Here is a 12,213-nt window from a genome sequence, read left to right on the forward strand (position 1 = left end):
AAATACTTAATAAACCCATACCACGTTCGCCAGCCAGCCCGTCCACGTTTTGGCCTGGCCATTCACCAGCTGGTTCACGCCCGACTGCGCGAACGAGGCGCTGAAACCCAGGGTCAGATAGGTATTCGGGCTCACCACGCGCACATACTTGACGAAGACATCGTTGGCCAGCATCGGGCGCAGCACGCCGGCGATCACCACGGGCGCGTCGCCCGGCACATCGAGGCGCGTGGCCTGGCCGAACTGCAGCGGGCTGCCCATCTGGTTGGCCCGCACCTGGGCCAGGTAGGCGGTCACGGTATCTTTCGGCGTCGGGTGCAGCTCGATGGTTGCCTGCAGCGCGTTCACGTTGGCATTCACGAAAACCCAGGTGGCCTTGCTGCCCGAAGCCCAGGCGCCCGGCGTGCCTTCGAAGAACAGCGGGTCGAAGCGCTCGTTGCGCGCCGTGTGCGGATCGTCGCCGGAAAAACTCTGGTAGCCAAGGGTGAACTTCGGCGTCCACGCCACGTCGGGCAGCGAAAAGCCCCCTTCCGTGCGCCAGCCCCAGCCCCGCATCGGCTCGCGCGTATTCCATTCGCGCGCCGCATCGACGCCGAACCAGCCTTTCGACAGCACGGAGGGCAATACGGGAACGCGCGCGTAGCCATACACGAACTGCAGATCCTTGCGGCCGTCAGGCACGGCCAGCGGCGCGCCGATGCCGTCTGGCGCCGCCTGCGGATACGCGGCATGCGAACGCGGCACCTTGCCATACGCGATGCCGGCCTTGCGGTCGTTCGCGGGCGCGTAGCTGACATCGACGCCGACGACGCGCGTACCGCTATCGTTGTCGGGGTTTTCATTCGGGTCGAGATAAAACGCCTGGGCGCTGAACGCGTCCTGGCTTATCTTGGCCACCACGGAATTCTGGAAGGCCTTGCGCGGCCCCAGTTTCAGCGCGCCACGCTCAAAGCCGTTCGAGCCGCCATTGGCGATCAGCATGCCGGTGCCCAGCGTGAAATTCTGCGCGCCGGCCGACAGGTCGAGCATGGCGCGCGTGCCGCCGAGCGGCATGCGGATGCCGGCGACGAATTCCTCGATCGAGATGCGGCCCGTGTCGCCCGCGCCGAACGGATCGTGGCGCAAGGTACCCGAGCCAACGGCGGACACGCGCGCATACAGCTGCCTGCCGTCGCTCAGGTTGCGCTTGAAGCCGAGCGCCGGCTTGACATACAACTCGTACCAATAGGGCTTGAAATCGAAATCGGGATTGCGCGCCGGCGTATTCGACAGCTTCCAGAACAGATTGCTCTCGCCGGCCACCTGCACGCCCGCTTCCACGGAACGCGTCATGTGCCAGTCGGCGCCGAGGGCCGGTTCGACGGCGGCGCGCCGGGCCACCTCTTTTTCCATGCTGCTCTGCCCATCGGGATCGAGCTGGCCGGCGGCGCCGCAGGCGGCGCTCCAGCCCAGCAGGGCCAGGACGAGTGAACGGCGCACCGGGAACATCGCTTGCATTGCCATAGATATCCCTTGCGCGAAGCTAGCCGACTGTCAATTTGAGCGGATGTTATCAGAGATGCTCTTTTTTATTGTTGTAAAGCATTCTATTGTGCGGGCCAGGCGCTGAGACGAACGTCTCACGCGCGCGCCATGCTGCAGCGCAGGATGCGCGGCCCCGCGCTTCGTGCTACAAACGACAACACCATAAAAACCAGACCCGAGACACCGGAGAGCGCCATGCCCTACGTCCGCCCAACCAGCCATATCGACCGCGTGCGCGACCTGATCGCCGGGCGTATCGTCAATCCGGGAGCCGACACGGCCAGGCTGGCCTCCTCGTACCGGCGCTCGCTGGACGACTACCGGCTCGATCCCGCCTCCACCACGGGGCCGCGCATCCTGACGGGCGCCGAACTGCGCGCCATCCAGCAATCCGAGGAAGGCTTCCTGCGCTCCACGGGCCAATGCCTGCCACGCTTGCACGCCATGGTGCGCGAAGCGGGCTACTGCGTCATCCTGGCCAATGCGCGCGGCGTGACGATCGACTACGTGGTCGACACGGACCAGCGCAAGGACTTCAAAAAGGCTGGCCTGTACCCCGGTTCGTGCTGGTCGGAAGAAGAGGAAGGCACGTGCGGCATCGCCTCCGTGCTGCTCGACCAGGAAGCCATCACCGTGCACAAGAGCGACCATTTCCGCGCCGCCTTCACGGGCCTGACCTGCAGCGCCGCACCGATTTTTTCGCCGCACGGCGACTTGATCGGCGTGCTCGATGCGTCGGCATTGAATTCGCCCGACGCGCGCGACAGCCAGCGCCTGGTGAAACAACTGGTGCGCCAGGGCGCGACCCTGATCGAGGACGGCTTTTTTCTCAAGTCCTACAGCCATTGCTGCATCCTGCTGGCACACCGCAACCGCCACTTCGTGGAAGTGCAGCCGGAGATGCTGCTGGCCATCGACGAGCATGGCGACGTCGTCGCCGCCAACGGCTGCGCGCGCGACGTCATCGGGGGTCTCGACACCCTGCCGCGCCCCGTCGCCGAGGTGCTGGAAGTGCGCGCCGAACGGCTGTTCGATGCGCGCGCGGGACACAATCTGCTGTCGCTGCGCCTGACCGGCGGCGGCACCTGGCTGCACGCCCGCGTGCGCGCGCCGCTGCGCCAGGCCAGCGCGCGCCTGCGCGCCACACGCGAGGCGCCCGTCGCGGACGGCGTACCGGAATACACGCCGCCGGAACTGGCCGAGCGCACGCGCATCGTCCACGCCATGAACGCCGCCAAATGGCGCCCGCTGCAGGCGGCCGCCATGCTGGGCGTCTCGCGCGCCACCCTGTACCGGCGTATCAAGCAGCTGCACATCGTGCCGCCGCACCGGCAGTAAGCAACAGAAAAAGCTGAGATTTCCGTCTCAATAGCCGCCATGCTGCAATGCGAGATGCGGCGCCGGAACGCCAGTGTTACAACATCGTCAGCGGCAACACAGCCGCATCCCATCATAAAGTCAGCAGACTTGGAGGAGACACGATGCAAACCGAAATCAACCCGCACGACCTGGCCGTGGCCGGGATCCTGGAGCAGCTCGAAGGCTGTCTTCGCGCCAGCGACGGCACGGGCGCCGCGCAACTGTTCGAGCAAGATGGCTACTGGCGCGACCTGGTGCTGTTTACCTGGAACCTGAAAACCCTGGAAGGACGCGAGCAGATCGCCGCCATGCTGGCCACCCAGCTGGGCGCCGTGCAGCCCGTCTCCATCCGCATCGCCGACGGCGAACATGCGGTGGAAGCGGGCGGCGTGCTGCAAAGCTGGATCACGGTGGAGACAAACGTGGCGCGCGGCGTGGGCTTCATCCGCATCCGCGACGGCAAGATCTGGACCCTGCTCACCACCATGAGCGAATTGAAGGGTTTTGAAGAAGCCAAGGGCGGCCGGCGGCCCATGGGCGCGGAACACGGCGCGCGCACGGACCGCAGCAGCTGGCTGGAACAGCGCGAACAGGAAGCAAAGGAACTGGGCTACGCGCGCCAGCCCTATTGCGTCATCATCGGCGGCGGCCAGGGCGGCATCGCGCTGGGCGCGCGGCTGCGCCAGCTGAACGTCCCCACCATCATCATCGAGAAAAACGCGCGCCCGGGCGACAGCTGGCGCAAGCGCTACAAGTCCTTGTGCCTGCACGACCCCGTCTGGTACGACCACATGCCCTACATCCCGTTCCCGGACAACTGGCCCGTCTTCACGCCGAAGGACAAGGTCGGCGACTGGCTGGAAATGTACACCAAGGTGATGGAGCTCAATTACTGGGGTTCGACGTCATGCGAATCGGCCAGCTTTGACGCAGCTACCGGTGAGTGGACTGTGCAGGTGCTGCGCGACGGCCAGCCCGTCACCCTGAAACCGAAACAACTGGTGCTGGCCACGGGCATGTCGGGCAAGGCAAACATGCCAAAGTTCAAGGGCATGGACGTGTTCCAGGGCGAGCAGCAGCACTCGTCGCAGCATCCGGGGCCGGACGCGTATGTCGGCAAGAAGGTGGTGGTGGTCGGCGCGAACAATTCCGCGCACGATATCTGCGCCGCCCTGTGGGAAGCGGGTGTGGACGTGACCATGGTGCAGCGCTCGTCGACGCACATCGTCAAGTCGGACTCGCTGATGGACCTGGCGCTGGGCGACCTGTATTCGGAACGGGCGCTGGCGGCCGGCATGACGACGGCCAAGGCCGACCTGACGTTCGCCTCGATCCCGTACAAGATATTGGCCGACTTCCAGAAGCCCGTCTTCAAGGCCATCCGCGAGCGCGATGCGGATTTTTACCAGTGCCTGGAAGAACGGGGCTTCATGCTCGACTTCGGCGACGACGATTCCGGCCTGTTCATGAAATACCTGCGCCGCGGCTCCGGCTATTACATCGACGTGGGCGCCTCGGAGCTGGTCGCCGACGGCAAGATCAAGCTGAAAAGCGGCGTCGGCGTGCAGGAGCTGAAAAGCCATTCCATCTTGCTGTCCGACGGCACGGAACTGCCGGCCGACCTGGTGGTGTACGCCACCGGCTACGGCTCCATGAATGGCTGGGCGGCCGACCTGATCTCACCCGAAGTGGCGAATAAAGTGGGCAAGGTGTGGGGCCTCGGCTCCGCCACGACGAAGGACCCGGGTCCGTGGGAGGGAGAACAGCGCAATATGTGGAAGCCCACGCAGCAGCAAGCGCTGTGGTTCCACGGCGGTAACCTGCACCAGTCGCGCCACTATTCGCAATACCTGTCGCTGCAACTGAAGGCGCGCATGGAGGGTTTGCACACGCCCGTGTATGGGCAGCAGGAGGTGCATCACTTGTCGTGATCGTCTTGCATGCCGGCTCATGTCGGATTACGTGCGGCGTTGCCGCACTAATCCGACCTACCAATGACAAAAAAATGGCGGCGGACCGAAGTCCGCCGCCATTTTGCATCATGCAGCCAACAATTACTGCTTGATCGCTTCGATAGCGAAAGTCAAAGTCACGTCATCGCTGACGGCTGGCGCATATTTGCCGGCGTTGAATTCCGAGCGCTTGATCTTGGCCGTGGCATTGGCGCCGCAAGCGTCTTTTTTCAGCATCGGGTGCGGTGCGCAGGCGAACGAGGTGACGGTCAGGGTGACTGGCTTGGTCACGCCTTTCAGGGTCAGGTTGCCGTCCACGGAGGCCAGCTTGTCGCCGTCGAAATTGAACTTGGTCGATTTGTAGGTGGCGACCGGGTATTTGGCCGTGTCGAGGAAGTCTTCGCCCTGGATGTGCGAGTTGAACAGGGTCGAACCCGTATCGACGGACTTGGTGTCGATCAGCACTTCGACGGCGCCCGTCTTGGCGGCGCGGTCCAGCGTGACCTTGCCGGTGGTGTTATTGAAACGGCTTTGCTGTGTCGAGAAGCCCATGTGGGTGTACTCGAAACGGGGGAAAGTGTGGCTGCCATCGATGACATAGACTTCAGGCGCGGCAAAAGCGGACAGCGAGAAGCCGGCGGCGGCGATAAAAGCGAGCAGTTTTTTCATTGTGGATTCCTGATAGGGAGTGGAGGATGTCAAAACCGCAAGCAGCTGCAGGCGAACGACGCATGCGGCTGATTGTCTGGCTTCAGTTACAACAGATTATGCATGGCATGAAGATCGATGTAAAACGCAAAATATACCTAGTTATTATCGATAAAATCGATAATAACAACGATGATGACCACGACAGCACCTTCTGCTGCCGATTATTGTCTGCATTGCCAAAAATATCCAGCGTTATCCGGCGCCTCAAATAAAGCATCAGATGAGAATGATTCTTGTTATTATTTGATGGGCTTGCTATCATGGCGCGCTTTGATCACGGGGACATGCGCGGTGCTTGAACGCTATTACCAGGAATTGCTGCGCTTGATTTCGCGCTCCACGGGCTGCCGCGACAAGGCGCAGGACGTGGTGCAGGAAGCCTACGCCCGCATCCTGGCGCGCAAGCCGCAGGGCGGCCACGCGCTGCACAGCGGCGCACCGCCCGACAGCGGCCAGCGCGCCCTGCTGTACGTGACGGCAAAGAACATCGCCATCGACGAACAGCGTTTGCGCCAGAGGCGGCCCCATGACGCGCTCGACGAGCCGCACATGCAGCTGCGCGCGCCACGCGCCGATGAACCCGAACAACGGCTGCACGACCGGCAAACCATGGAACGCCTGCTGGCCATCATCGACGCCTTGCCACCGCGCTGCCGCCAGGCTTTCGCGCTGTATAAGTTCGATGGCCTGAGCCAGATCGAGATCGCCGCCCAGATGGGCATCTCCGTCAACATGGTGGAAAAACATATCATCAACGGCATGCTCGCCTGCAAAAGAGGCTTGCCCGACCGCGTGACTGGAAAAGACAGCGCATGACACAGACAACTCCCACGGCAGACGAGATCGACTTCCAGGCCGCGCAATGGCTGCTGCGCCACGACGACGGCCTGACAGCCCACGAACTGGCGGCACTGCGGCAATGGATCGAGGCCGACGCGCGTCACCAGCAGGCCTGGGACGAACTGGCCCGCACCGACGCGCTGCTGGCCAGCCTGCCCGCACAGCGCGTAGCCGCATTCAGCCAGCCCGCCCTGCCCGCGCCGGCGCCCATGTCACTGCGGCAGCGCCTGGCTCAATGCCGCCTTGCCGCCAGCAGCCTGCCGCGCGGCGCACTGGCCGGCGGCTGCCTGCTGCTGTGCGGCTCGCTGGCGTGGCCGCTGGCCAGCCATTTGCAGCGGCCCGGCTTCCAGCATGATTACAGTACGGCGCGCGGCCAGTTTGCCACGCAAATCCTGCCTGATGGCAGCCGCATCGAACTCGATAGCGGCAGCGCCGTCGACGTGGCCCTGTACCGCGACCGGCGCACCGTGCGCCTGCTGCGCGGCCAGGCCATGTTCCATGTACACGCCGACGCGGCGCGCCCGTTCCAGGTGCTGGCGGGAAGCGCCACCGCAACCGTACTGGGCACGCATTTTTCCGTGCGCCACGTGGGGGCCGCCACGCAGGTCAGCGTGGCGCAGGGCACGGTGCGCGTGGAAGGCACGGGCGCCGGCCAGGCGACGGTGCTGCATGCGGGCGATACGGTCACCGTCACGCCGCAGGGCATGGGTGCGCTGGCCAGCGTCAGCGCGCAAGCCGTCGGCAACTGGCGCGACGGGCGGCTCAATTTCGAGAACGCCACCCTGGCCGAGGCGCTGGCCGAATTCGAGCGCTATGGCGACACGGGCCTGCAGCTGGACGACCCGGCCCTGGCGGGCATGCGCCTGAATGGCAGCTTCGACGCGCGGCAGCCGGCGCAGTTTGCCGCCGCCCTGCCGCTGGCATTGCCAGTGCGCCTGCTGCGCCAGGACGGCAAGCTGCATATCGTCGCTCGCTGACACCTTCACATGCTGCGAAATAAATGCATTCCGCACGTCAGGGTAAATGATACTCATTCGTTTTAACTATGAATGATCAACACATCACCATAGGAAAAACGATGCACATGACTCCACCGCGCCATCCCTTGCATGCCCGTCTCTCGCCCCTGTTCCTGGCCATCAGCATGGCCCTCGCCTCACCCGCCATCCACGCCGCCACGGCGGCACCTGCGGCGGTCGTGGAGTGGCAGATTCCCGCGCAGCCCTTGAGTCGCGCGCTGAATGAACTGGCGCGCCAGGCTGGCATGGTGCTGCTGGCCGACGCCCGCCTGACGCAGGGCCGCCAGAGCGCCCCGCTGCAGGGGAGCCATTCGCTGCCGGACGCGCTGCGCCAGCTGCTGGCCGGCAGCGGCCTGCAGGCGCAGCTGCAAGGCGGCACGACCATCATCATCAGCGCGCCCGCGCCCGTGGCCGCCAGCGCGGTGCAGATCGGCACCCTGCGCGTGAACGGCCAGGGCGGCAGCGGCCTGTTCGAGGCGGACGACACGGATCCAGCCGACCTGCCCTACACTACGCAGGCCTCCTCCGTGTACATCGGCCGCGAGCAGATCGAACGCTTCCGCGGCACTTCGCCGGCCGACATATTCAAGGGCGTGGCCGGCGTGCAGGTGGGCGACAGCCGCAATAGCGGCGCCGTTGACGTCAACGTGCGCGGCATGCAGGGCCAGGGCCGCGTGCCCGTGCTGATTGACGGCAGCCTGCAATCGTCAACCGTCTATCGCGGCTACGCAGGCATCGCCGATCGCAGCTACATCGATCCGGACCTGATCAGCGCCATCCGCATCGACAAAGGCCCGAACCTGTCGGCGCAGGGTGCGGGCGCCATCGGCGGCATGGTCAGCATGCAGACCTTGCGCCCTGAGGACATCATCCTGCCAGGCCAGCGCACGGGCGTGCGCCTGCGCGGCGGCATCCAGGACAACAGCGTCACGGCGCCCAGCGATTTCGGCAGCGCGCCACGCACGCACCGCAACAAGCTGGGCGACCCGCGCAGCGGCTTTGGCAGCATCGCCGTGGCCACGCGCCAGGACGACTACGACCTGGTGGCCGCCATCAGCCACCGCAGCATCGGTAATTATTTTTCCGGCACGCGCGGCTTCGGGCGCTATCAGCTGCTCAACGAGTGGGGCGGCGACAATGGCGTGACGCAGTTCTTCAAGAAGGGCGACGAAGTGCTTAATACCGCCAATCGCACCACTTCGGCCCTGCTGAAGGCAAACCTGCGCCTGCCGCACGAACAGAAACTGGAACTGGGCTACCGCTATTTCGACAGCAGCTATGGCGAAATCATGCCCTCGCAAATCTACCGCAACAGCACCGGCAGCATCCCGCAGTGGGACCCGAGCCAGGTACGCACGAACGCGCTGACGGCCCGCTACGACTGGAAGCCGGAAGGCCAGAACCTCATCGACCTGAAGGCCAACCTGTGGCTGACGGACATGCAGAGCAAGTCGCGCAACGGCGACATCTTCAGCAATCCGCTCGAGGGCAAGCCCAATCCCGGCGACCATGAATGCAAGGAATGCGTGGAAGTGCTGTACCTGGCGAAGAACCAGGCGCGCAGGGTCGGTGCGGACATCGCCAACACCTCGCGCTTCGCCACCAGCATGGGCGCGCTCAAGCTGGAATACGGCCTGTCGCTGCAAAACGAGGATATCGGCCCGGCCGACAGCGTGCGCATCCTCGACGAAGACCTGAACACCAATCACACCCTGCGCAACGGCAAGCGCCACGAGCAAAGCGCGTTCGCCTCGCTGCAGTGGCAGGCGCGCGACTGGCTGACGGTGGACGCGGGCGGGCGCTTCCAGCGCTTCGATTCGCGCGACCGCAACCGCCGCGCGGAACAGCAGTACCAGCCGCAGGGCTGGCAATGGGTGACCATGTGGAACAAGGAAGGCGAGCAGCTTGGCGCCGCGAAATGGTACCAGGATGCGCAGGGCAAGTTCACGCCCGCCACCAATCCCGCGCTGGTGGGCGGCATGGTGGAAAACTATGGCGCCGAGCCGGCGCCACTGGACCTGTCGCAGGTGGACCAGTGGAGCGGCAACGGCTATGTTTTCCGCGACGCTATCCCCGGCCTGTTCAAATACAGCACGCCGATTCGCCGCAAGGACCACGGTTTTTCTCCCACCTTCGCCCTGACGGCGCGCCTGTCCGACAGTGTCAGCCTGTTCCTGCGCGACGCGCGCGGCTTGCGCATGCCCAGCCTGTACGAGTCGACGATGGGCTTTTCGGCCACCTATTCGTCGCCGCTCAAGCCCGAGCGCAGCCACAACCGCGAAATCGGCGTGAGCCTGGTCAAGGATGGCGTATGGAGCGCGGCCGACAAGCTGCGCTTGCGCGTCTCGTACTTTGACAACGTCACGCACGGCTATATCACGCGCCGCCCGATACCCGACCTGCCGGCCTACGCACAGAATTTCTCCATGGCGAACACGGACAAATACAGCGTCTCGGGCATCGAGCTGCAGTCGTCGTACGACCGCGGCACGATGTTTGCCGACTTCTCCGGCACCTGGAACCGCAAGACGCTGATCTGCGACGCGGCCACGGCGGCTTACCTGCGCAAGGCCAGCAGCTGGAAATCCGATATCTGGAATACGCCGGACTGCTCGCCCATCGGTTTTACCAGCTCCTACGTGAGCAACCATATCCAGCCCAAGCTGAGCGCCAACCTGACCCTGGGCACGCGCTGGCTGCAGGAAAAACTCACCGTGGGCACGCGCCTGACGCATGTCGGCCATCCGCTGGCGCGCCAGGACGACAAGGCCGTATGGCAGACGTGGACAGGCACTTCGCCGCAAGTGCTGACGCAGGCCTACACGCTGGCCGACCTGTTTGCCAGCTACAAGATCACGCCCAACGCCACCGTCGACGTGGCCGTGGACAACCTGACGGACCGCTACTACCTCGATCCGCTGACCCTGAGCCTGATGCCGGGACCTGGCCGCACGGCCCGCGTCACACTCGGCGTACGTTTCTAATTTGATTCATCCTTATAATAGAGAGCAGATATTCCATGCACACTGCAAGCGATACCACGATTTCCAACGCCGTACCGATTAACGCGGCGCCAACCCGCAGCCAGCGCCTGAAAGCCGACACCATGGCCACCCACGACTTGCTCGACCAGCGCATCATGGCCAGCGCACCCTTCTCCAGCCGAGAGAATTACGCGCGCTTCCTGCAGGCGCAATACGCGTTCCTGCGCGACGTCGACGCGCTGTATGACAACGCGCAGCTGGCCGCCCTGCTGCCAGATCTCGAACAGCGCCGCCGCTATGCCAGCATCGCGGCCGACCTGCGCGACCTCGACACACCCCTGCCGGCCGATGCGGCCACGGCGCCGTTCGACGCGCAGCTGGACCTGGCCACGGCACTGGGATGGCTGTATGTGAGCGAAGGCTCGAAGCTGGGCGCGGCCATCCTCTACAAACTGGCCGGCAAGATCGGCCTGGACGAACACCACGGCGCGCGCCACCTGGCAGGCCATCCGGACGGGCGCGCGCGCCACTGGCGCGAGTTTACATCCGTGCTCGATACGGCCGTACTCGATGACGCAAGCGAAGCGCGCGTCATCGACGGTGCGCGCGCCGCCTTCCTGCGCATGCACGGCCACGTGGAGGCCTGCGCCTGATGGAGGAACCAGTGACCCGGGCAAGCACGGAAGCGCACACGGCACGGCTGCGCCGCTGGGCCTGGACGGCGGCCGGCATGCTGATGGTGGCGCTCGGCGTGATCGGCGCCCTGCTGCCCGTCATGCCGACGACGATCTTCCTGATCCTGGCGCTGGCCTGCTTCAGCCGTGCATCGCCGCGCCTGGAGCACTGGCTACTGCACCATCCGCGCTTTGGCGCGCCGCTGCGCCAGTGGCGCGAACACCGGGCCGTATCGCGGCGCGGCAAGGCCCTCGCTTGCCTGGGCATGGCCATCGGCTTTGTCGCCATGTGCCTCGGCCATCCGCCCTGGTGGGTCATCGCCCTGGTGGGCGCGATGGAGATCGCCGTCATCATCTACCTGCTGGGCCGTCCGGAAGGGCCAGCGCCAGCAAGCACGCAAGAAAAGGCAGCGCCGACGGACTGGCGCCGTCCGCTGACCATCGCCACCGTATTCGCCATGCATGGCGCGCTGCTGGGCTGGGCGCTGTACCACCGCGCGCCGGCATCGCCTGTGCTGGCCATCGTGCCCGACGCGGCGCAGCCGGCCATGCTGCTATACCTGCCGGCGGCGGCCCCGCCGCGGCCTTTGGAGCAGAATCTTGCTGAACAGGTCAGCGCGGCCGCCGCGCCTTCACGCAGCATTGCCAAAAAGGCAGCGCCAGCCATCCCGCAATTCTTACTGCCACAGCCCGATGCGGCGCCCATGCCGCCGCAGGCCGAGGCCGTCGCGGCCGTCGCCGAGGTGCGCCACGCCCCCGTTTCGCCGGTGCCGGCGGCCACGGCGTCTGTCGCGGCGGCACCACCTTCGCCTGCCTTGCCGCCCGCGCCGCATGAGCAGCGCAGCGGCGTATCTAGCTGGGAAGGCAAGGTTTTGGCGCGCATGGAGCGCTTCCGCCGCTATCCGACGGCGTCGCGCGCGAAGCGGGAACAGGGCGTGGTGTACCTGCGCTGCCGCATCGACCGGGACGGCCAGGTGCTGGCGGCCGCCATCGAGCGCAGTTCGGGTTCCGCCGCGTTGGACCAGGCCGCGCTCGACACCTTGCAACGGGCCGCGCCGCTGCCGCGCATCCCCAAGGAACGGGCGGACCCGCTGGAATTATCGATTCCCGTCGAATTTTCCATCGGCTGATCGCACAAAAACCGCTTTTA

Annotated in this window: 10 protein-coding genes and 1 pseudogene; 9 read left to right on the plus strand and 2 right to left on the minus strand. The window is 65.2% G+C overall.

The window, feature by feature from the left end; genetic code table 11:
• Window positions 1–6: 6 nt before the first annotated feature.
• Window positions 7–1,503, minus strand: a complete 1,497-nt coding sequence (locus O0882_RS16830; protein WP_289949762.1) for an alginate export family protein — start codon at window positions 1,501–1,503, stop codon at window positions 7–9.
• A 216-nt stretch (window positions 1,504–1,719) separates the two neighbouring features.
• Between O0882_RS16830 and O0882_RS16835 the strand changes: the two genes are divergently transcribed.
• Window positions 1,720–2,862, plus strand: a complete 1,143-nt coding sequence (locus O0882_RS16835) for a GAF domain-containing protein (RefSeq protein ID WP_289949764.1) — start codon at window positions 1,720–1,722, stop codon at window positions 2,860–2,862.
• Between the two features lie 143 nt (window positions 2,863–3,005).
• The gene (locus O0882_RS16840; RefSeq protein ID WP_289949766.1) at window positions 3,006–4,814 is read left to right on the plus strand and encodes an NAD(P)/FAD-dependent oxidoreductase; all 1,809 of its coding nucleotides are present in this window, start codon (window positions 3,006–3,008) and stop codon (window positions 4,812–4,814) included.
• Window positions 4,815–4,937: 123 nt separating this feature from the next.
• Here the strand turns inward: O0882_RS16840 and O0882_RS16845 are convergent, their stop codons facing one another.
• Complete coding sequence (locus O0882_RS16845) at window positions 4,938–5,504, minus strand: YceI family protein (RefSeq protein WP_289949767.1); 567 nt, start codon at window positions 5,502–5,504, stop codon at window positions 4,938–4,940.
• A gap of 26 nt (window positions 5,505–5,530) precedes the next feature.
• Here O0882_RS16845 and O0882_RS16850 point away from each other — a divergent pair, with 26 nt between their 5' ends.
• The 7 genes and pseudogenes from O0882_RS16850 to O0882_RS16880 all read left to right on the plus strand — a co-directional run bounded on the left by O0882_RS16850 (window position 5,531) and on the right by O0882_RS16880 (window position 12,193).
• Window positions 5,531–5,758 carry a hypothetical protein gene (locus O0882_RS16850; protein WP_289949769.1) on the plus strand — a complete coding sequence of 76 codons (228 nt, stop codon included), beginning with the start codon at window positions 5,531–5,533 and terminating at the stop codon, window positions 5,756–5,758.
• Window positions 5,759–5,837: 79 nt separating this feature from the next.
• A complete protein-coding gene (locus O0882_RS16855) occupies window positions 5,838–6,362 on the plus strand; it encodes a sigma-70 family RNA polymerase sigma factor (protein WP_289949770.1) in 525 nt (174 codons plus the stop codon).
• Window positions 6,359–7,363, plus strand: a complete 1,005-nt coding sequence (locus O0882_RS16860) for a FecR domain-containing protein (protein ID WP_289949771.1) — start codon at window positions 6,359–6,361, stop codon at window positions 7,361–7,363. Before O0882_RS16855 ends, O0882_RS16860 begins: the two co-directional genes overlap by 4 nt.
• Before the next feature lie 101 nt (window positions 7,364–7,464).
• A complete protein-coding gene (locus O0882_RS16865; protein WP_289949772.1) occupies window positions 7,465–10,389 on the plus strand; it encodes a TonB-dependent receptor in 2,925 nt (974 codons plus the stop codon).
• A gap of 35 nt (window positions 10,390–10,424) precedes the next feature.
• Window positions 10,425–11,042, plus strand: a complete 618-nt coding sequence (locus O0882_RS16870) for a biliverdin-producing heme oxygenase (protein WP_289949773.1) — start codon at window positions 10,425–10,427, stop codon at window positions 11,040–11,042.
• A pseudogene (locus tag O0882_RS16875) lies at window positions 11,042–11,452 on the plus strand (YbaN family protein); the annotation flags it as partial. The gene O0882_RS16870 and the pseudogene O0882_RS16875, both read left to right, overlap by 1 nt.
• A gap of 315 nt (window positions 11,453–11,767) precedes the next feature.
• A complete protein-coding gene (locus O0882_RS16880; protein WP_289949863.1) occupies window positions 11,768–12,193 on the plus strand; it encodes an energy transducer TonB in 426 nt (141 codons plus the stop codon).
• Window positions 12,194–12,213 lie beyond the last annotated feature (20 nt).

It is taken from the genome of Janthinobacterium sp. SUN073, from assembly GCF_030397665.1.
Lineage (GTDB): Bacteria > Pseudomonadota > Gammaproteobacteria > Burkholderiales > Burkholderiaceae_D > Janthinobacterium.